At 47.2% G+C, this 22,338-nt stretch carries 19 protein-coding genes; 2 read left to right on the forward strand and 17 right to left on the reverse strand.

What is annotated here, in order from left to right; genetic code table 11:
• Together QN379_RS20795 and QN379_RS20800 are read left to right on the forward strand one after the other, a co-directional pair.
• Positions 1–430, forward strand: a 430-nt coding sequence (locus tag QN379_RS20795) for a TetR/AcrR family transcriptional regulator (protein WP_323507510.1), incomplete at its 5' end; no start/stop codon positions are given.
• Between the two features lie 51 nt (positions 431–481).
• Positions 482–1,063, forward strand: coding sequence for a TIGR00730 family Rossman fold protein (locus tag QN379_RS20800; RefSeq protein ID WP_322240677.1), 582 nt, complete (start codon positions 482–484; stop codon positions 1,061–1,063).
• 162 nt (positions 1,064–1,225) lie between these two features.
• Here the strand turns inward: QN379_RS20800 and QN379_RS20805 are convergent, their stop codons facing one another.
• From QN379_RS20805 to QN379_RS20885, 17 genes are all read right to left on the reverse strand, one after another.
• On the reverse strand, positions 1,226–2,476 hold the full coding sequence (locus QN379_RS20805) for a cystathionine gamma-synthase family protein (protein WP_322238965.1): 1,251 nt from the start codon (positions 2,474–2,476) through the stop codon (positions 1,226–1,228).
• Positions 2,477–2,563: 87 nt separating this feature from the next.
• A complete protein-coding gene (purF, locus tag QN379_RS20810) occupies positions 2,564–4,075 on the reverse strand; it encodes an amidophosphoribosyltransferase (protein WP_322238967.1) in 1,512 nt (503 codons plus the stop codon).
• Between the two features lie 89 nt (positions 4,076–4,164).
• A complete protein-coding gene (locus QN379_RS20815) occupies positions 4,165–4,653 on the reverse strand; it encodes a CvpA family protein (protein WP_322238968.1) in 489 nt (162 codons plus the stop codon).
• A 194-nt stretch (positions 4,654–4,847) separates the two neighbouring features.
• Positions 4,848–5,864, reverse strand: coding sequence for an SPOR domain-containing protein (locus tag QN379_RS20820; protein ID WP_322238971.1), 1,017 nt, complete (start codon positions 5,862–5,864; stop codon positions 4,848–4,850).
• 75 nt (positions 5,865–5,939) lie between these two features.
• Positions 5,940–7,268, reverse strand: coding sequence for a bifunctional tetrahydrofolate synthase/dihydrofolate synthase (gene folC / locus QN379_RS20825; protein WP_322238973.1), 1,329 nt, complete (start codon positions 7,266–7,268; stop codon positions 5,940–5,942).
• Between the two features lie 127 nt (positions 7,269–7,395).
• On the reverse strand, positions 7,396–8,268 hold the full coding sequence (accD, locus tag QN379_RS20830) for an acetyl-CoA carboxylase, carboxyltransferase subunit beta (RefSeq protein WP_322238975.1): 873 nt from the start codon (positions 8,266–8,268) through the stop codon (positions 7,396–7,398).
• A 165-nt stretch (positions 8,269–8,433) separates the two neighbouring features.
• On the reverse strand, positions 8,434–9,231 hold the full coding sequence (gene trpA / locus QN379_RS20835; RefSeq protein ID WP_322238977.1) for a tryptophan synthase subunit alpha: 798 nt from the start codon (positions 9,229–9,231) through the stop codon (positions 8,434–8,436).
• A gap of 197 nt (positions 9,232–9,428) precedes the next feature.
• A complete protein-coding gene (gene trpB / locus QN379_RS20840) occupies positions 9,429–10,694 on the reverse strand; it encodes a tryptophan synthase subunit beta (RefSeq protein ID WP_322238979.1) in 1,266 nt (421 codons plus the stop codon).
• Between the two features lie 238 nt (positions 10,695–10,932).
• On the reverse strand, positions 10,933–11,601 hold the full coding sequence (locus QN379_RS20845; protein WP_322238981.1) for a phosphoribosylanthranilate isomerase: 669 nt from the start codon (positions 11,599–11,601) through the stop codon (positions 10,933–10,935).
• A gap of 184 nt (positions 11,602–11,785) precedes the next feature.
• Positions 11,786–12,604: a tRNA pseudouridine(38-40) synthase TruA gene (gene truA, locus QN379_RS20850; protein ID WP_322238983.1), complete on the reverse strand. Its 819-nt coding sequence runs from the start codon at positions 12,602–12,604 to the stop codon at positions 11,786–11,788.
• A gap of 181 nt (positions 12,605–12,785) precedes the next feature.
• Entirely contained in the window at positions 12,786–15,524 is a 2,739-nt protein-coding gene (locus QN379_RS20855; protein ID WP_323507511.1) for a FimV/HubP family polar landmark protein, read from the reverse strand.
• 345 nt (positions 15,525–15,869) lie between these two features.
• Positions 15,870–17,003, reverse strand: coding sequence for an aspartate-semialdehyde dehydrogenase (gene asd, locus QN379_RS20860; RefSeq protein ID WP_322240679.1), 1,134 nt, complete (start codon positions 17,001–17,003; stop codon positions 15,870–15,872).
• Between the two features lie 115 nt (positions 17,004–17,118).
• Positions 17,119–18,189, reverse strand: a complete 1,071-nt coding sequence (gene leuB, locus QN379_RS20865; protein ID WP_322238989.1) for a 3-isopropylmalate dehydrogenase — start codon at positions 18,187–18,189, stop codon at positions 17,119–17,121.
• A 169-nt stretch (positions 18,190–18,358) separates the two neighbouring features.
• The gene (leuD, locus tag QN379_RS20870; RefSeq protein WP_322238990.1) at positions 18,359–19,006 is read right to left on the reverse strand and encodes a 3-isopropylmalate dehydratase small subunit; all 648 of its coding nucleotides are present in this window, start codon (positions 19,004–19,006) and stop codon (positions 18,359–18,361) included.
• A 95-nt stretch (positions 19,007–19,101) separates the two neighbouring features.
• Positions 19,102–19,272: an entericidin A/B family lipoprotein gene (locus tag QN379_RS20875; protein WP_322238991.1), complete on the reverse strand. Its 171-nt coding sequence runs from the start codon at positions 19,270–19,272 to the stop codon at positions 19,102–19,104.
• Entirely contained in the window at positions 19,256–20,656 is a 1,401-nt protein-coding gene (gene leuC, locus QN379_RS20880; protein WP_322238993.1) for a 3-isopropylmalate dehydratase large subunit, read from the reverse strand. Before leuC ends, QN379_RS20875 begins: the two co-directional genes overlap by 17 nt.
• A gap of 444 nt (positions 20,657–21,100) precedes the next feature.
• Positions 21,101–22,192, reverse strand: a complete 1,092-nt coding sequence (locus QN379_RS20885; protein ID WP_323507512.1) for a PQQ-binding-like beta-propeller repeat protein — start codon at positions 22,190–22,192, stop codon at positions 21,101–21,103.
• Positions 22,193–22,338 lie beyond the last annotated feature (146 nt).

Raw genomic sequence — 22,338 nt, forward strand, 5'->3', positions numbered from 1 at the left:
GAAGTATCTCCATTTAATGTTCGAACTGATTTGGCGCTATCGATTTTTTTATCGTGATCTAAGCGATTTATTGTCACGTAACCGCACTTTAGAACTCCAGTTCAAAGTGATCTTCGGCCATAAAATTAAGGTAGTAAAACAACTTTGCCAAGGCTTACAGCAAGAGAACACCCTCGCAGTCAACGCTATTGAAATCGATACTCTCTCGACCAACATGGTCGTCACCGCCAGTTACTGGTTGTCCTATCAATATGTATTGAATCCACGTAAATATACCGAGCAAGCGGTTGTCGAAAAAGCACTCGCCAGCGGTTGTTATCAGGTTCTGTCTTTAATGCATCCGTATTTGCGTGGTGAAACCCTTCAGCAATTTGAAGAGCTCACCGCGAAATATTTGAAGGAAAATGGTGACGTTCCCCCACCTTCTTAATAAAAAAATAGTCTCTCTTTTACTAACGATCAAAAAATGACATCACTTCGGATTAAATCACTTTGCATTTATTGCGGCTCTTCACCGGGATCATCTCCTCTTTACGCACAAGCAGCGCGTTCGCTTGCGCAACAAATGGTCGATGACAATATTGCGTTGGTATATGGCGGTGGCAACGTGGGATTGATGGGCGTCATCGCTGACGAAGTAATACGGCTTGGAGGCGTTGCCACCGGCGTCATTCCAATGGCCTTGATGGAGAAAGAACTTGGACACACAGGCCTGACAAAACTACACATTGTCAAAGACATGCACGAACGCAAGGCGATGATGGCAGAGTTATCCGATGGTTTTATCGCGATGCCGGGCGGAATTGGTACGCTGGAAGAATTATTTGAGGTCTTTACTTGGGCGCAACTAGGCTTTCATCAAAAACCGATCGGTCTGTTAAATGTAACCGGCTTTTACGATGGCCTCATCGCATTTATTCAGCATATGGTATCCCAACGCTTTCTTAAAGCAGAACAGGCAGACATGCTCATCAATGCACCTGATGGCGCTGCATTGTTGGCGCGTTTTAAGGCATTTGTTCCAACCAATGTGCCAAAGTGGTTGGACCGCACGACGATTTAGTCACCGCTTCCAATGATCAAAAAGAGTGCACGCTGATTGCGAAAATTATCAAGGCAAACGGCAAAGATTCATCCATAAAAAAAGCCACGAAACCTTATTGGTCTTGTGGCTTTCAGCCTCATAGCATGAAGACAGTTTTCAGCATAAATAGTGAAAAGACGATTAGTGATCCAATGCCTGCTTAAAATCAGCCACTAAATCTTCCGTATCTTCAATCCCAATCGATACCCGAATCAACGACTCTGAAATTCCCATCCGCGCACGTGCTTCAGGGCCCATTTCATAAAAAATTGTATGCGCAACAGGCAACACCAAGGTGCGATTATCACCTAAATGTGTCGCAGAAATACCCAATTTCATACGATTCAGATATTCAAAACAATCAATCTCAGGCTTCAACTCAAAGCTAAGCAAGTAACCAAAGGAGCGAAACAATTCACTTGCAAGGGCATGTTGCGGGTGAGATTTCAAGCCTGGATAATGCACCACTGCAACCCGTGGATCGGCCTCCAACATTTGGGCCACGGCTAGTGCGTTCGCGCTACTGCGGTCCATTCGCAGTGCCATGGTTTCCGCACCGACGGCGATGTGATGGGCTGCTTCCGGACCAATTGCAGCACCGAAATCACGTAAACTCTTTGCCCTGACTTGCGCCATTCCCCACTGCGCCGGGGGGAGTTTTTTATAGCTGGCCAGTATGTTCGGATATTGACTCCAGTCGAATAAACCAGTGTCAGTTAATGCGCCACCTAAAGCGTTACCATGACCACCGATCGATTTGGTCAACGAGTTAACCACCAGACTCGCTCCAACGATCTTTGGCTGAAACAGGTACGGCGAAGTCATCGTGTTATCAACGACAAACAGAATCCCCCGAGCACGGCATAGCTCGCCGATGAGCTTTAAATCTGCAATCTGGGTACGTGGATTGGCGACTGTTTCAACGAACACCAGGCGCGTATTAGCGGTCAGCGCGGCTTCAACCTGCGCAACAGCGGTGACGTCAACCATCGAAACATCAATGCCCTGCCCTTGAATCGTTTGCCATACGCTAGCAGTATTGCCGAACAAAAATGCCGTCGATACCACATGATCACCCGCACGCAGCAAGCTTTGCGCAACAGCGCCAATCGCCGCCATGCCAGTGGCGAAACAGATGGTGGCGAAACCACCTTCCATTAAGTTGACTTTATCTTCCAACGCAGCGACGGTAGGATTGCCCTGCCGACCATAGCGATAACCTTGTGCTCTGCCTTGAAAAACTTCGGCTAACTGACGCGCATCCTGGTAGCCGTAGGTCACTGAAGTATGTACCGGCTTATGTAAAGAACCATGCTCTATGGTTTTTTGCCGATCCCCATGAACCACCGTAGTGGTAAACCCATAGGCATTTTTTTGCTCTGTTTTAGTCATGATCTACAACCATTTCCAGTTTATTCTCGTCACCAACATGGACAAACAACATCTGTCCGCCCATTGCGAACAGATTTTTTGTCTGTATTAGTCGAAATTGGCAAGATTCAGTTGGGAACGCACACCATCTTCGATTTCCGCTTTTGGATTGTTACGCACAAATTCAATATGATCCAAATAGTCACGAGAGATATCGCCAGTAATGTAGTGACCGTCGAAACAGGAAGCCTCGAAATTTTTCAGCGCTGGATTGACATCTGAAATTGACCGCTTGAGTGCGTCAATATCCTGATACACCAAAGCATCCGCAGTAATTTCGCGACAAACTTCTTCGTCTGTACGACCATAAGCGATCAACTCGCCACGGGTCGGCATATCAATGCCATACACGTTTGGAAACTTTACCGGTGGCGCTGCTGAAGCAAAAATGACGCGCTTTGCACCAGAATCACGTGCCATTTGTACGATTTCGCGACTAGTAGTACCGCGCACAATAGAGTCATCGACCAACAGCACAGTTTTGCCTTTAAATTCAGACCCGATGGCATTGAGCTTTTGGCGCACCGACTTCTTGCGAATCGCTTGTCCGGGCATCAAAAAGGTACGTCCAATGTATCTATTTTTGATGAAACCTTCACGGTATTCAATGTTCAGTTTGAGTGCCAGTTGAATCGCCGCAGGGCGCGATGAATCAGGAATCGGCATAACCACATCAATATCACCGCTGGAAAATTCGCGTTTGATCTTGTCGGCCAGGTATTCGCCCATTTTCAGACGGGTCGCATAAACTGATGCACCATCAATGATCGAATCGGGACGTGCGAGATAGACGAACTCAAAGGCGCATGGATTTAAGGTTGGATTGTCTGCACATTGTTGATTGTACAAGTTTCCTTCTATATCGATAAATATCGCCTCACCCGGCACGACGTCACGCAAGAAGCGGAACCCCAAGCCTTCCAGCGCGACTGATTCGCTGGCGATGACGTATTCAGTGCCTTTTTCTGTCTCATTGATCCCTATACATAATGGACGAATGCCATAAGGATCGCGGAATGCCAACAGGCCATGCCCGGCAATTTGGGCTACTACCGCATAAGAACCACGAACCCGTTGATGAACAATAGCAACGGCTTTAAACAGCGCGTCTGGGTCAAGAGAGTATCCGATAGTCGCTTGCTGTATTTCATGCGCAAGCACGTTCAGCAAAACTTCCGTGTCAGAATCGGTGTTGATATGACGACGGTCATTTTTGAACATCTCAATTTTGAGTTGTTCAGCGTTAGTCAAATTGCCGTTATGGGCCAAAATGATACCAAACGGCGCATTGACGTAAAACGGTTGCGCTTCTTCCGCGCTGGCGCTGCCAGCAGTTGGATAGCGCACTTGACCGATGCCGAAATTACCTGGCAAAGACCGCATGTTTCTGGTCCGGAAAACATCCCGCACGAGGCCGTTGGCCTTGTGCATAAAAAATCCGTTACCGTGATTAGTTGCGATTCCCGCTGCATCCTGACCACGATGCTGCAACAGCAGCAATGCATCGTAAATCAATTGATTGGCGGGGTTGTGAGAGGCGATGCCGACTATGCCACACATGGTGGACTCCTAAACAAAACATTTCGAGGAAGCAATACAAGCTATGCAAATAATACAAATAATACAAATTACAAATTCAAAATTGGTGTTTAAAATTTTACGTGCTGCGCAAATGCGACAGGCAAAAACGGTAAAGCAGTCATCGCAGTCTTTTCGGCATACGGGCTAAATATAGCGTCCCGCCAAAATAATTGTTTCGGAATCGCCGTGGTGCCGCAGACCAATACTACTGCCAATATGATTACCAAACCTTTGACCAGGCCAAACAGGCCACCTAAACTGCGATCTGCAATGCTAAGACCACTCGCATGGATCACGCCATCCAATGCCATGCTTAACAGCATCATGAGAAATCTGACGCCTATAAACAAGGCTATAAAGGCAACAATCAAGCGCGTCACCGTACCAGGAATGACCTCGGGTAGTAATGCTGCCAGACTTTCGCCATATGCGTTGGCAACGAAGAGGGCAATTGCCCAACTTGCAAGAGACAGGATTTCTTTAACCAATCCACGTAAAGTGCTAATGAGTACTGAACAAATCAGGACGAACAATATCAGATAATCAAAAATCGTCACGCTGCCTCTAAACCGGTTCAAAGATCGTTAGCCCGTAAATATATCGGGCATTTTGCGGTACCTTTCTGGTCAATCAATTGCAACCCTCATCTGTGTCGATCAACGGGGCGATCAATCGCACCAACATCATTCTCGCAAACGGATTTCAGGTCACTCTCACAGAGCAGCCTATATGAGGTTGCTTTGCATCAAATTCAAGCTGGTAACAAGCTGCCTGACAATCCCAACGGCACTAACTTTGCACGCGCCTTTTCGGCCTCTTCTTTGCTGGAAAATGGCCCAACCCGGATCCTGATTCGCTCTCCGGCAGCGGTCTTGACCTTTTGCGTGTAAGACCGAATGCCTGCATCGGTTAACTTTCCTTGCAACTCATCTACTTTTTCTTGCGACGCTAAGGCCGCTACTTGAATCACAAATTTGCCCTGTTTCTTTTCGGCTGAAGGAGCCGCGTTGCCGCCGTTTAAAATCGCTGCCGCACGCGCAGAATCGTCCTGTGATTCGTTTATTGTAGGGTGATCCTCTGCCCTTGCGTCTAGTTTAGGTTCCGGACGTGACTTTCGCTCATCCTTTGCTTCAACTTTTGGCTTGGTTTCTACTTTAGGCTTGGCGACAATTTTTGCTTCAGGCTTAGCCTCTGAAGTTACTGGCGCTACTGGCGCGACGTCAGCGTTATCGGCTGAAGGCAAAGACGGCATCACAGGCGATACACTCGTAATGGCACCCTTGTCCGAAACTTGCGGTTGACTTAAAGCAGAAATCGGCGCGCTTGCAGGTGTACTCGCTGGATCAATAATTTCCTCCTGCTTATCCAGCCCGCCGATCGTACCGGTCATACCAGACGAAGCAGATGATTTGGATGAAGTCGTAGCACGATTTGCCGGAGCATCCGCTGCGACTACTGCCGCAGGTTTGTCGCGTGAAGGAATCTGGATCGAAATATCGTCGGCTAGCGGTTTCGGTTCGGAATCCAATACCATCGGCAACACAATGACTACCGCCAACACTAAAGCTACTGCACCAACTAAACGACGTCGCGCACGTTTTTTTTCCGGCAGAACCGGATCGGCCGGATCATTGCTCTGATTACTGGAAATTTTGCGTTTCCTACTTGCACGGATGGCACTGGTGTCATCTTCAGCGCGCGAATGATAGGCGCTCTGCTCAGAGCTAGGCTGTTGTTTATTTTTACGGAAGAAAGAGAACAAACCCATGCGATATCTATTTAATTTTAAAAAGCAATACTAAAATATGGACTGAGTTTGCACCACACGTTGCAGCGCATATTGTCAGTGAAATCCGGATTTCCTTGCCTTCATTACATCAGCAACTGTCAGGAAAGATCCGAAAACCACAATTCTATCATTCTCGCCTGCTCTACTCAGTGCATTTGCATAGGCTTCTGCGGGAGTACTGAAATTTTGAATGGTAGATTCTGCTTTTGGCCCTTCTTGCGCTTCGACTCCAGCATCTTGCAAGCATTGCCGAATTTGCTCTGCTGTCGCGGCACGCGGTAACGGCAAATCAGTGACACACCAATGATCAATTCTGCTTTTTAACTGGGAAACGATACCTTGGATATCCTTATCGAGCATCACACCAAATATGCCAAAGGTGTAAGGATGAAAGCCCATGTTCTCTAGATTCTGACCCAATGTAGCGGCTGCGTGAGGATTGTGTGCCACGTCTAATACCACGAGTGGTTGTCCTGGCATCACTTGAAAACGCGCCGGCAACTCCACAGTCACAAGTCCGGTTCGCACCTCTTGGGCACTAACTGGTAATTGGTAACGTAAAGCCTCCAATGCTGCTAATGCTGCGGATGCATTCAACAATTGATTGGCACCGCGAAGGCTTGGATAGCCTAGAGAGTTGCGACGCTGGGTGCGTCCACCATAGTTCCACTGCTGCTTATCCCCAGTGTAGTTAAAATCACGACCCAGTAACCAAAGATCAGCGCCGATTGCAATGGCATGGTCAATAAGTGATTGAGGCGGCACTGGATCACTACAAATAGCGGTTTTTCCAGCCCGGAAAATACCCGCCTTCTCAAAACCTATTTTTTCCCGGGTATCACCAAGGTAATCAGTGTGATCGATATCAATGCTGGTCACAATGGCGATATCTGCATCAATCACATTGACAGCATCCAGACGCCCGCCCAGACCAACTTCCAATATCACCACCTCTAGATCGGCAGAGGCAAGCAAATGCATAATGGCAAGGGTCGTAAATTCAAAATACGTTAGCGAAACATCTCCACGTTGCGCTTCAACAGCTTCAAAACTGGCAATCAGCACATCGTCAGAGGCTGACTCGCCGTTTAACTGCGCGCGTTCATTGAATTTCAAGAAATGTGGCTTGATGTACAGCCCTACTTTGTAGCCAGCGCGTAATAGCATTGACTCCAACATCGCACATGTTGAGCCTTTTCCGTTGGTTCCAGCGACCATGATGACAGGACAAGAAAACCTGAGGTTGAGTCGTTCTTTTACGAGCTTGACACGATCCAAGCCCATATCAATGGTTTTAAAGTGGCGCGACTCGAGCAGTTCAAGCCAATCGTCTAACGTGGTGGGATGGCTTGCTGCGAGTGGAGAAGTTAACGATGTAGGCATAAATTAGTCATTTAACAAAACAATAGCCCGAACAGAAAGCGATTCGGGCTATCAGATTTTGAGTAATATCAATCAGGCAATTTCTGTAACCAAATGTCGATCATCAGCTCAGATCAAAAAAAACACATCAAGCGAGCGTTTCGGCTGGTTGATTCTGCAATAAGGCTAGCAAACGCGCGATCTCTTCGCGCATCTTGCGTCGATCGACGATCATATCGACTGCGCCTTTAGTGACTAGAAACTCAGACCGCTGAAATCCTTCAGGCAGTTTTTCGCGCACAGTATTTTCGATCACGCGTGGACCAGCAAAACCAATTAACGCTTTCGGCTCCGCGATCACAACATCACCCATAAATGCAAATGACGCAGATACCCCACCCATGGTCGGATCAGTTAAGACGCTTATATACGGTAATTTCTTTTCCGACAATTTAGTTAGCATTGCTGTCGTTTTTGCCATTTGCAATAACGACAACAAACCCTCTTGCATACGCGCTCCACCGGTCGCTGTAATGCAGATAAACGGTACTTTTTGCTCAAGCGCAGCTTGTGCACCGCGAACAAACCGCTCACCGACAACAGAGCCCATTGAGCCACCCATAAACTCAAACTCAAAACAGGCGACCACAACAGGCAACGTCATAATAGCGCCACCCAACACGATAAGTGCGTCGGTTTCACCGGTAGCTTCCATCGCCGCTTTGAGGCGATCCGGATATTTTTTACTATCTTTAAATTTAAGCGTATCAATAGGCAATGTTTCCTGGCCAATTTCATAGCGTCCACCAGCATCCAGAAGCGCATCCAGACGGTCACGCGCGCGAATACGCAAATGATGGCTGCACTTTGGGCAGACATGAATGTTGGATTCCAGGTCAGTCCGGTATAACACCGCTTCACAGGAAGGGCATTTAACCCACAGTCCTTCCGGGATCGATTTGCGGGTTGCCGAGTCACTGCGCTGGATACGGGGCGGGAGTAGTTTTTCAAGCCAACTCATAGAGCGACCTCCTTCATATTTTTTACTTGCCGAATTGTACCTTCAACCAAAAAACAGCGATAGTAAATCGCTGTTTCTACACAAACTTAGTGATTGAAGATTAAATGCCAATTTAGCAAATTTTTGTTAACGCCATTAACCAGGCCTGCGCGAGTACGACGGAAATTATTCGTCCAAAGCTTTCCGAATACCGCTGATAAATGTTTGCACCGCTGCAACAGCATGCTCACGCGGGGTATTTTCAAGTTCCTGAATAATGCGACTTCCGATGACAACTGCATCCGCTACTTGCGCCACTGCTTTAGCGGTAGCTGCATCGCGAATACCAAAACCGACACCAATAGGCAACTTAACGTGCTTGCGAATTGCTTCGATGCGCTTCGTGACTTCAGCGATATCGATATTAGCCGAACCCGTCACGCCCTTAAGCGATACGCAATACGCGAAACCACCGCCAACTTCGGCAACCTGCTTGATCCGCTCTTCAGTAGAAGTCGGCGCGAGCAGGAAGATAGGATCCATGCCATTGAGGCGCATCTTATGCGCAAACTCTTCACACTCCTCGGGTGGATAATCGACAACGATGGTGCCATCAATGCCCGCTTCTTTTGCAGCACTAATAAAAACATCCACGCCCATCCGTTCGAGGGGATTAGCGTATCCCATCAACACGACTGGCGTATGGGTATTGGTCTGCCGAAAAACCCGTACATACCCTAACACGTCATGCAGGCTGACATTGAATTTAAGCGCGCGTTCGCATGCCCGCTGGATAACAGGGCCTTCGGCCATTGGATCAGAAAATGGGACACCCAACTCAAGAATGTCGGCACCGCCAGCGACCAGAGCGTGCATCAATGGTACGGTCAACTCTGGATCTGGATCACCAGCGGTGATAAACGGGATCAGACCCTTTTTGTTATTTGCGGCCAGTGCGGCCAACGTAGTCTGGATTCGTGACATGGTTGTCTTAGAAAAATTTTCGTGAGCTATTGATTAAATTAAGCAGAACAAGCTCGGCCTAACAAGTTGTTTGAGATAAATCGCTTAAAATCTATCCATCGAAATACATTCAGTCTGCGTTCGGCAAATCATGATCATGTAGATCAGAGCGTATCGCCACCAACGGGTTTCCCCATGGTGGCGATTTTGTATTAACGCTATGCCGACTTCAACCGCTCAGCCACAGTATGCATATCCTTGTCACCACGACCAGACAAGTTTGCCAAAATAATTTTATCTCTCGGCAAAGTCGCTGCAAGTTTGGCAGCGTAGGCTAACGCATGACTGGATTCCAGAGCGGGAATAATTCCCTCAATAAGGCAACAGGTGTGAAATGCATCAAGCGCCTCATCGTCAGTGATCGTCTCATAGGTCGCACGACCACAGTCCTTCAACCATGCGTGCTCAGGACCAACGCCCGGATAGTCCAGGCCGGCAGAAACCGAATGCGTTTCAATAACTTGACCGTTCGCATCTTGGAGCAAATATGTTCGGTTGCCATGCAAAACACCGGGTGAACCAGCAGTCAATGAGGCTGAGTGCTTGCGGCTTGCCAATCCTTCACCCGCCGCTTCAACACCGATCAAACGGACGTCATGATGGTCTATATAAGGATAGAAAATACCCATTGCATTTGAACCGCCGCCGACGCACGCGACCACATAATCCGGTTGGCGACCGATCATTTCCGGCATCTGTATCAGGCACTCTTCACCAATGACAGACTGAAAATCACGAACCATCATCGGATAAGGATGTGGTCCTGCAACAGTGCCGATGATATAGAACGTATCCTCAACATTCGTCACCCAATCTCGCATCGCTTCATTGAGCGCATCTTTCAATGTCTTTGATCCTGATTCAACAGGCACGACTGTGGCACCTAGCAGATTCATTCGGTAGACATTTTGTTTTTGACGCTTGATGTCTTCACTACCCATATAAACCACACATTCCAAGCCAAAACGGGCACAGATCGTAGCTGTTGCGACACCATGCTGTCCCGCACCGGTTTCCGCGATCACGCGAGGTTTACCCATGCGCTTGGCCAGCAATGCTTGTCCGATCACATTGTTAATTTTGTGGGCGCCTGTATGGTTCAAGTCTTCGCGCTTGAAATAAATTTGTGCACCGCCCATTTGCTCAGACCAGCGTTTAGCGTGATATATCGGACTTGGGCGACCAACGAAATGTTTCAGTTCACTTTCATATTCAGCAACAAATTCCGGTTGATACTGGTAGTGCGCATAAGCTTCCGTCAATTCTTTGAGGGCAAGTGTCAAGGTTTCTGACACAAAGCTGCCGCCATACATACCAAAGTGACCCCTTGCATCAGGCAAATTGTAATGTGCAGCTTGCTGTAAGGTCGCGGTGGCGGGTGGTTGGCGCTCAGCAAAGTGCTCAAGCGGATTTAATTCTTTCATCTTTTTCTTTCTGAAAATGGCTGATTGACTGCTGATTGACTTTTATTGAGGGCATTTAGTCACCTCAAAGTGCGCAAAAAATACTGAGCACTATCAATAGATCTCGTCTTAAACCGTAGCCAACAATCTGCAGTTAATACTGCTGGCGAATATAGCACCCACAATGCACTAAAGATAATAGGACTCGCCGCACCATGCACCGCAGAATTCGCGCGGTTCAGTGGATTGCGAACAAAACTTACTCAGGCACTGTATCTGCTTGACGTACGGCTTCGATAAAAGCACGGATCTTTGCGGGATCCTTTACGCCCTTTTCTTGTTCGACACCACTGCTGATATCGACCGCAAAAGGACGAACACGTACCACCGCGTCAGTCGCGTTTTGTACGCTCAAGCCACCACTTAAAACGACCTGAGGCGCGAGTTCTTTTGGGATGAGAGACCAATCAAAAACCTTTCCGCTACCACCATAACCATCTACCAAGGTATCGAGCAACAAACCGGCAAATAGCCGACCATCAGATCGATATGTACGATTGTACTCTATCAAATCGCTGGCGACTGTTGCAGCACCTACACGCATTGCGCGCAAAAAAGGGCGATTGACACGTTTAGCTGCTTCATTGCATTGCAAAACCGATTCGTCACCATGAAATTGCAACAAAGACAACGGGGCCACATCAACTGTCGCAGCGACCTCATCGGCCGTCGCATTGACGAATAATCCTACCGCAGTAACGAACGGTGGCAATGTAGCAATTAGTTGCGCTGCTCGTTGAGGCGAAACAAAACGTGGACTTTTTGCATAAAAAACAAAGCCTATAGCATCCGCGCCAGCAGAAACCGCTGCCGCAACATCTTGCTCACGTGTCAAACCGCAAATTTTGATTCGGGTACGCTGGATCATGTTTATAGAGGTAATAATATGAGTAAAAATAGATACGAATCATCTATTTCGCAGAGATTCACACAAAACTTAGCAAAGGAGTGCTTTAGGCATCCACTTTATTCACTCTGAGCTCCAATGACGAACCTCCGCAAATAACGTCAATATTGGCCATAAATATTGATCTGTTTTGACTATATACGGATTATAACCAAGGTAATATTTTACTTTGTTGCTGCGGTAGTTTCCATTTTTGGTCGTATTCAACTTTCGCCAAATATAAGCCGTCCGGCATAAACGTTGGCGCGGCCCGACTCCGATCTTGCTGTAAAAGTAAGTCCGCTATCCATTCAGGGGACTGTTTTCCGATGCCAACGAAAATTAATGAGCCGATCATATTACGCACCATATGATGCAAAAATGCATTTGCGCGTAGGGTGAAGACAACCAGATCACCACTGCGGGCAATATTTACCTCATGCATAGTACGAACAGGAGAACGTGCCTGGCATTCGATGGCTCGAAAAGCTGAAAAGTCGTGCGTGCCAACAAAGTGCTCTGCGGCCGCCTGCATTAACGCCAGATCAAGTGGGCGAAAAGCCCACCCCACCTTATTCACCAACAAGGGCGATCGAATTGGATGGTTGTAAAGTAAGTAATGATAAGTACGCGCAGTTGCGCTAAAGCGTGCATGAAATTGTTGGTCACCATCAACGTGGTCGGTTACTTCAGCATGCGGTACTTCGCAAGCCCAACGTACCGCGATGGATGGCGGTAAAAAAGCATTCAATCCACGTACCCAAGACGATGCGTCTCGCGCCAATGGGGTATCAAAATGCACCACCTGTTCAAGCGCATGAACACCTGAATCAGTACGCCCAGCGCAAATGGTCGAAACTTTACCCTGCGTGAATTTTTGCAAGGCAAGCTCTAACCGATCCTGAACGGTCTTGCCGCTAGGTTGCGTTTGCCACCCCTGCCAAGGAGTGCCATCATATTGCACGCCGAGAACGATTCGCCTCACACCAACTCCACTTAAAAAATATCGCCATTAAAAGACAAAAAAGGCCATAACAATTTGGACTAGGAACCCATCGCAAAAAAAAACACTGCGTTTAAACACAAACGGGCGCCAGCATAACGCTGCGCCCGTTAATTGCCAAATATTATTAGCACTTCAAATTAAAAAATGCTCACCAACATTTTTACGTAAGCTTTACCAATAACGCTTTCGCCGTTGCTATCTGCCCCACATCACCGCCCTTTAATACCTCTTCTAGTAATTCGCGCGCGCCTTCACTATCACCAATTTCCTGATAAGCAGCAGCAAGATCAAGCTTAGTCGCCATTTCCGTGTTGTTCATAACAAGAGGAGCCTTCAATATTTCCTCTGACAAACTATGCTTATCAGCCACATTGACAAGATCAAGATCCATAGCTGAAAACTCGAACTCCAGGGGAGCAGCCATCACGAAGGTTGATGCTACATTCGATAGTGGAATAACAGGCTCCAGAAGAGTTGGAACCCCACCTGATACCTCTACAGTCGGGTCTGATGGAATATGTTTATACTGTACGCCAGTTTCAGCAGACGAACCCGTGACGCTAAAATCAGAGCCTGTCAACGCTTTGTTTTCAAGATCAAAATCCAGAGATTCCAGAATCGCCTTAGCGGATTCAGGTGTCGTCATCGTGATCGCCGAATGATGGCTCTTATCGACAGGGTCATCTAGGGGCGCAAAGTCAAAATCCAGATCTGGCTTGTCGTCTGGTTCCAATATATCTTTAAGTGGATCAGCATCTACATGCGACGGAGTGAGTAATATCGGAACTGCCACCTCCTCGACATCCAGTATTCGACTTTGTGTATTCAAAGGTCCAGGAATAACTCGCGGCGCATTAAATTCAAGTCCTTCCATTGGTTGCGTAGGAGCAGTTATCGATGCTGCTTTACTAACTACTTGCTCTGGCAAATCTCCTCGCCCATACAATGGATTAGTAGGGTCTATCGTCACTCCTAACGCCGCCGCTTGCTGCCAATCCTCCCCCTTCCCGACTGTTAGACTGTAGAGTTCGCTAGCTAGTATTTCGAAGGCCCGCACATCCTTACGCGCCGCATAAATTTCTAATAATTTAACGCGAATCGCATCACGCGTTGGCTGTCCGCGTAACGCTTCTTTTAAAATTTCTTCTGCCTGCAAGTCACGTCCATAAGCGATATAAACGTCCGCTTCAGCTACAGGATCGACATTCGTATCAAGATCGCTAACCGAAGGTACGAAATTAGAATTAAATACGCTATTTTTAGTATCAGTGCTCTGCCCTCCAGCCGCACCAAATAATGTGCTCGACTTGATCCCCGAGGTGCCCTGCGACCTTCCACCATTAGCTAAAAACACCTGCTGCTTGTTGCGACGCAGTCTGCTGATACCAAGGGCTGCTAATAGCAATGCCAACACGCCGACACCAGGTAATAGCAAAGGATTATCCGCTAAACCGCTTAAGGTGCTGGACTCAGGAGAGGGTGTTGCCAACTTCGGAATCTGCTTGGGCTGAGTAGGCTTGGGTGGCGAAGCGTCAGCTACCGCCGCAACTGATAACACAGGAGTAATAGAAGGTGCATTAGGGGCGACACCTGCCACAGTGGGCATCATCGAAGACGGTGTTGACCCAACTACGAGGGCAGCTTGAGGAGATGCACCAACAGATGGGGCAGCCGAAGCTTTTCCAGAGCTATCCGCTTGCTTTTGCAACTCCTCTAAATTCTTATTTTTTTGATCTATGACTTTTTGTAAGTCGTTAATATTTTTTTCTAGTTCCTTGACCCGAGTATTTGCTTCAACGTTTGTTTTTTCATGGGCAACTTGCTCTTCAGTCGCTGCAACCAATTTCGCATCCGCTTTAGAGGTGCCGCCAGCGCGTGATAGTTTCAGTTTGTCTTTGGCGTCGTTCGTAGGATTTGCCGGCTCTTCCACTTTCGCAGTGATTTTACCGCCACCACTCTGTTTTGCCTCATCGCCAGCACGCGGCGTTGCCGTGAGCAACTGACCAGCCAGCGTATTGCGATATCCGTTAAAGTCTTTCGACATTGCCAGAATTACACTTCTAGCTTCTGCTGAAGAAACGGTACGTGCGTTGTCCGCATCGGGAATTGAGAGAATCTGACCGCTACGCAAACGATTAATATTTTTATTGATAAATGCATTTTGATTGCCGCGATACAGGGCGACCAACATTTGATCAATTGACACGCCGTCCGGCAAGTTGGTATCCGCAATTTGATAAAGCGTATCGCCTTTCTTTACCCGGTAATCTCCAGCGCGTTTTTTATCACCCGTAGCAGCGGGAGCTGATGTTTTGGCTGTGCGAGATTCAGTGTGATCAGGTTGAGCTATTTTTTTTTCACTATAACGTGGAAACGAGCGATCATTTCTCGCGCCGGGCAAAAACGCGGCAGCGTCCGCACCAGATGGCGCAGACGCTATTGTGGGACCCACTGCTGATGGGCGAACTGGTACAGTAATTTGTGCACTTTGCGCCACGTGAGAACTGGCGGGATCGAGCAAGACGTTATATTCCCGCACAACGCGCGTATTCGTGCCGCCCAACTCCATTAACACTGCAACAAATGGCTCGTTAATTGGTTGCGTAGAAGTTACGCGTACGAATTTACGCACTCCACGCTGATCTATCGAAAATTGGAGAGATAATAATGCGGGATTAAAATCGATATTGGCCTGTTTGTATGCATCAGCAGACGCTAATTTTGCAACTAATTGCGACTCCTCATCCTTGGCCACGGAAGTTAATTCAATCTCAGCACGCAGTGGTTGGCCTAGCGACGACAAGATCGTTAACTTACCAAACCCAGCGGCATGTGCTCCGGCCATCATTACCATGGAAGAAATGACTGCTGATGTAATTGTCTTTAAACCAACGGACATTAATTTGCTCGATGAATGTAAACTCTTGTTTAGTGGCATTGAAGACATTCCGTTGGCGTAAGTTAGAAGACAAATCTTGCGTTTTATCAATGTTATTTCCTGAGTTTTAAAACATTAATATTGCCCAAAAAGTCGAGCTAGGCCGATTCATTAGATATTTAGTAGATTACCAGTCTGGCAACAAATCACGAATAGTATTGGTCGCATTAAAATTACCAATAAAACAATGCCATGAAAATCTATCGTTGGACAGGGATGAACATCAACAATTGTATTATTCCGTCCTTAAGCCGCCTCTTGTAGACAACAAAAAGACGGAAGTCGCAATTGAACTAGTTCGCTTTTTTATTTATCCAACACAATTCGCAGCATGCGGCGCAGAGGCTCTGCAGCTCCCCACAGTAATTGATCACCAACAGTAAATGCCGAAAGATAATCACCACCCATTTCCAGTTTGCGTAAGCGGCCAACTGGAATCGTTAAGCTACCGGTGACTGCAGCTGGCGTCAGGTCACGCATTGAGGCCTCACGACTATTCTCGACAACCTTTACCCATTGATTGTTACTAGCGATGATGTCGTTAATTTCGTCAAGCGGCACATCTTTCTTCAATTTGATGGTGAGAGCTTGCGAGTGGCAACGCATGGCACCGACACGGATACATAACCCATCAACCGGAATAGGTTTTTTCCCACTGCTAAATCCTTCACCACGGCCGAGAATTTTATTCGTTTCTGCGCCGGCTTTCCACTCTTCTTTAGACATTCCGTTACCGAGATCCTTATCGATCCATGGAATTAGATTTCCGGCAAGGGGTACGCCGAACTGCTTGGTTTCGTCTGCAGAAAAACTATGCTGCTTAGCCAATACTTTACGGTCAATTTCAAGAATCGCTGCCGCAGGATTGTCGAGCAATGATTTGACTTCTGCATTGATTGCACCAAATTGGGTCAACAATTCACGCATATGTTGCGCGCCACCACCAGATGCTGCCTGATAAGTCATCGAGGTCATCCAGTCAATCAAATCATGCTGAAACAATCCACCCAGGCCCATCATCATGCAGGAGACGGTACAGTTGCCGCCTACGTAGTTTTTAATACCCCGCGTCAGTCCATCTTTAATGACATTCAAATTGACAGGATCCAACACGATGATGGCATCGTCTTTCATCCGCAAAGTTGATGCTGCATCAATCCAGTAACCGCTCCATCCGGACGCACGAAGTTTTGGGAAAATATCACTAGTGTAGTCACCGCCTTGACACGTAATAATGATCTCGCATTTTTTTAACGCCTCAATGTCATTAGCATCTTTTAATGTTGTTTCATTTTTTGCCAATGCAGGCGCAGGTCCGCCTGAATTTGAAGTTGAAAAAAATACCGGTTCAATATGGGCGAAATCGCCCTCTTCCTGCATTCGCTGCATCAGGACCGAACCAACCATGCCACGCCAACCGACTAAACCAACCAGCTTCATCATCATTCCCTAAAACATGAACGGGGAAACGCCCGTAACGTCAATAAATACTAAGAAAACATAAAATACAATGAAAACACAAAAGAAGGGTTCTACACCTTCTTAGTCGCGTAACTTAAGCCAAAGCCTTACATACGGCTTGACCCATTTCAGTTGTACTGACTTTTGTTGTCCCCGCTTCGTAAATATCACTCGTCCTCAAACCTTGCGCCAGGACCTTCTTTACTGCCGCCTCAACGCGATCAGCCTGTTCTGCCTTATTCAAGGAAAACCGCAGCATCATCGCAGCCGATAAAATGGTAGCTAATGGATTAGCAATGCCCTTACCTGCAATATCAGGCGCTGAGCCGTGTGAAGGCTCGTATAAACCTTTGTTATTGGCATCCAATGAAGCGGATGGCAACATGCCAATTGAACCGGTCAGCATCGCCGCTGCGTCCGACAGAATGTCTCCGAACATGTTGCCCGTGACAATGACATCGAATTTTTTTGGTGCGCGGACCAATTGCATCGCTGCATTGTCCACATACATATGCTCAAGCGCGACGTCCGGATATTCTTTATGGACGTCCGTTACAATGTCACGCCAAAACTGAAAGGTTTCAAGAACGTTCGCTTTATCGACACTTGTTAAACGCTTATCGCGTTTTTGTGCCGTCTGAAAGGCAACGTGCGCAATCCGACGAATTTCTGTCTCAGCATAGCGCATCGTATCAAAACCTTCGCGCTCGCCTTTGAATGCACCATCAGGGGCCGTACGTACGCCGCGCGGTTGACCAAAATAAATATCGCCGGTCAATTCACGAATGATCAAGATATTTAAACCTGATACGACTTCGGGCTTCAGCGTTGAAGCACCGGCTAATTCTGGGTATAAAATCGCAGGACGAAGATTGGCAAACAACCCTAAGTTCTTACGCAAACCAAGAATTGCCTGCTCAGGACGCAACGAACGTTCTAGTGAGTCGTACTGATAATCACCCACTGCGCCGAATAAAATGGCATCCGCCTCTTTTGCTAATTTAAGTGTGCCTTCTGGAAGAGGATGGCCGTGTGCGGCATAACCAGCTCCGCCAACAGAGGCTGTTTCCATTTCGAAACTTTCACCAAGTACCTTAAGAACATTCACCGCTTGCTCTATGATTTCAGGACCAATACCATCGCCCGGTAAAATTGCAATTTTCATGTTTTGTATTTAAATAAGTTCAAAGAAACGTTGAAATAATAACGCGCAGTCGATGGATATATTTTTATCGCCCTAGCCATTCAGGATAGTCGCCAAGCGCAAGCCAAAAAAACCATCTACATAAGATACTACTGTGCATATTTAGAATCATTGCATAAACGCAACTGCATCAAATCGTATTGGCTAACCATGGTTGCTCAAACAAATGACGATCTTCAAATTCGTGAATTTTGTCGGCCTGACGCAGTGTCAGTCCAATGTCATCCAGGCCATTTAGTAGACAATACTTACGAAACTCGCCCACTTCAAACGGATAGCTCACGCTACCGTTCGAGGTCGTCACTAATTGTTTTTCGAGATCGATAATCAGGCGGTAACCAGGAAACGCCTTCACTTCATCAAACAGGCCGTCAATCTGCGTTTCCGGCAAAACAATTGGTAGCAAACCGTTTTTGTAGCAATTATTGAAGAAAATATCGGCAAAACTTGGTGCGATTACAACGCGGAAACCATATTGATCCAGCGCCCACGGCGCATGTTCACGCGACGACCCACAGCCGAAGTTCTTGCGCGTTAAGAGAATCGAAGCGCCTTGATAGCGCTCCTGGTTCAGTACGAAGTCCGGATTAAGCGGTCGTTTTGAATTATCCACTCCTGGCTCGCCATGATTCAGATAGCGCCATTCATCGAACAAGTTCGGCCCAAATCCGGTACGCAAAATAGATTTCAAAAATTGCTTCGGTATGATGGCATCGGTATCGACATTAGCACGGTCCAACGGTGCCACCAAACCATCCAGTACAGTAAATTTATTCATCACATTTATTCCAAATAAAGCGCTTCAAGCTAGCGACAAAGAGACAATAACAACGTAAAACACAGTGCAATTAAACACATAATCGCTACTGAAAATTACTTGCCTTGCATTTTTTCGCCCACATGTTCGACATCTTGGCCGAAACCGTGAAATGTATTACAACCAGCCATTGAAGTAGAAATAGCAGCAAGAAGACATAAAGCAATAATTTTTTTCATATTTACGAAATCAAAGGTACAAATAAACGTTCTATAGGGATCGTACATCAACAAAATGACCTGCGATTCCCGCTGCAGCGGCCATTGCCGGACTTACCAGATGTGTACGCCCACCATTACCCTGGCGACCTTCAAAATTGCGGTTTGAAGTTGATGCACATCGCTCACCTGGCTCAAGGCGATCGGCGTTCATGGCCAGACACATTGAACATCCTGGCTCGCGCCACTCAAAACCAGCATCTTTAAAAATTTTATCCAGGCCTTCGCGCTCAGCCTGTTCCTTAACCAGACCAGAGCCGGGAACAACCATCGCCAGCTTCACATTTGATGCACGGAATTTGCCGCGAACCACTACCGCTGCTGCACGCAAATCTTCAATACGAGAATTAGTACATGAGCCAATAAACACTTTGTCGATGCGAATATCTTCCATCGCGGTATTTGGCTTCAGCGCCATGTAAGCCAACGCCTTTTCCATGCCATCGCGTTTGGTCGGATCTTTTTCTTTATCCGGATCCGGCACGCGGCCATCAATCGGCACCACCATCTCTGGTGAAGTGCCCCAAGTCACTTGCGGCTTAATTTCGGCAGCATTCAGTGTAACCACCATGTCAAATTTGGCGCCGACATCAGAGTGCAGCGTACGCCAGTAACTAATAGCCCGCTCCCAATGTGGTCCAACTGGTGACAATGGTCGCCCTTTGACATAGTTGATAGTGGTGTCGTCCACGGCAATCATGCCAGCACGCGCACCTGCCTCAATCGCCATATTACAAACTGTCATTCGGCCTTCCATCGACAAAGAACGAATTGCTGAACCACCAAATTCAATCGCATAACCAGTTCCACCAGCAGTACCGATCTGGCCAATTACCGCTAGTACCAGATCTTTAGCAGTGACGCCGTTCGGTATCACACCGTCGATTTGTATAAGCATCGATTTGGATTTTTTGGTCAATAGCGTCTGAGTTGCCAATACGTGCTCTACTTCAGACGTCCCAATACCTTGGGCCAGACAGCCAAATGCGCCATGCGTTGATGTATGCGAATCGCCGCAGACAACTGTCATCCCCGGCAAGGTGGCACCTTGCTCAGGTCCAATCACATGGACGATACCTTGACGTAAATCGTTCATGGCAAAATAAGTCAGGCCATATTTTTTGGCATTGGCATCCAAAGTCTCGACCTGAAGACGCGAAACTGGATCAACGATCCCATGGGCGCGATCAGTAGTGGGAACATTGTGATCGGCCACAACTAGATTAGCAGGAACTCGCCAAGGCGTGCGCCCGGCTAGCTTAAGTCCGTCAAAAGCTTGAGGACTCGTCACCTCATGCAGTAAGTGACGATCGATGTAAAGAATTACCGTGCCATCTTGTTCAGCATGGACCACGTGAGATTCCCATAATTTGTCGTAGAGCGTTTTTAGCATGATCAATCGCGTATCTGGACGCGCTAAACAGTGAAATTAGCCTATGATTATGCCATAGTTGGGGAGTTCAAATTTAGCTGAAAAGCGCCACGGTGTCATAAAAACATCACTCATGTGCGGAAACCGTTTGTAAATAGAAAATTCTGCGGGTGATGTTTGAAATTTTTAAATTTTTTCAAACCATCCGGCAAAATCTTATTTATTGACTATTTTATAATTATTTTTTTGATATTAAATACAGTAACTACCGATCTCATCACTCGATAAATACAAATAATTCGTTCCTTTTGCATTATCACGACTGAAACATCATTATTGAACACCCTTCCTCACTCAAGAGGAGGAGTTTATTGAAAAAGTTCAAAGCGATTCGAGAGAAAATACAAATAAGCTCAAGCGCAGCTTCCTTCTAGGTCGACAGGAAGCTGCGTCAAAAACGAACTGTTAGCTTACGAAAGTCAATTCGGCGTGATAGCCGGGCTGAACCCACAATGTGTTGCGGTACTGACTTTTGAGCGTCGTAAAGGCATCTTTGCCGATCATCTCACCTGCGCGCACCGCGTCAAATGTTCCGTTGATGAAGTCTGCCAGATGTTTAGGCCATTCATAATGCCCGTTCGCACCCGCTGTCACTGCAAATGATTTTTGCGAGTGATGTCCTTCGGGATCGGTAAGCGAAATAAGAATATGGCTACCTACCGCCAAGTCACCGGTTGAGATAATCGCGCTAACCGTTTTCCAGGTTGGAGCGTCCCCGGTAGCCGGCTTAATTGTCACCGTTATTTTCGCATCTTTGGATTGCGACCAAATCATGTTGAGGTACTGGCTATATTGCGGTGCAAACGAACCATCTTTTTGTTCGACACCAGCGCGGAACAACGTGGTGTTATTGAGTTGATCAGCCACGTACTTAGGCCAGCGATAATGGGTATTACTACCGCTCGGCAAAGTGATGTCGATGCTCGTTGGTTTAACGTTCGGCTTAGTCGCAGTAACGGTCACCGTACTGCCGACAGGCAAATCGCCGGTTGCATTGATCTGGCCAGCTTTAATCCAGGAAAGACTAGCCGCCGGTTCCCCGATACTTTTTGAGACCCGTCCTGTATTAGCAGCGTCGCCTCGTGCCTTCGGCCATGGGCCCTTAGCCAGAGATGTGCCATCGCCCTTGATCGCCACAATGCAAGTATCATCGCAGGCAATCGCGTAAAGAGTGCCGTCTTTGCCTATCGTTAATTGAGAGGCGTTACGATTTTCAGATGATTTCCATTTTTGCTCGCCCGTTGCAGCGTCAATCGCATACAGCGCTTCTGTTGTGCCAACGTAGAGAAGTCCCCCAGCGCTAACTGCAGGCGTTGCGGTAACGCGTTCTTTATAATGATAGGTTGTACTTTCTCCAAATGGAAAAGTCCAGCGCGGGACGTGGGAATTATCGTCCAATGTGAGTGCAGAAAGCGCGTAACGTGTTCCGTTGACTGCGGAGTCGGCGAAATAAATCGAGGAGCCAGCGATCACCGGCTCCGTTAACAAGCCCCCCATATATCGTCTATCGGACTTAAAGCTATAAAGTAAATGAGCCGGTTGATCAGGATACTCTGCATTAAGAGAGGGCGTTCTCAAAGACCAAGTGCAACACCTTCTGCTGTAAGGTGCCGCCATGGCGAAAATTTACAAACATTTAACTA

The sequence above is a fragment of the Glaciimonas sp. Gout2 genome, from assembly GCF_035018905.1.
In the GTDB taxonomy this organism is placed as follows: domain Bacteria; phylum Pseudomonadota; class Gammaproteobacteria; order Burkholderiales; family Burkholderiaceae_D; genus Glaciimonas.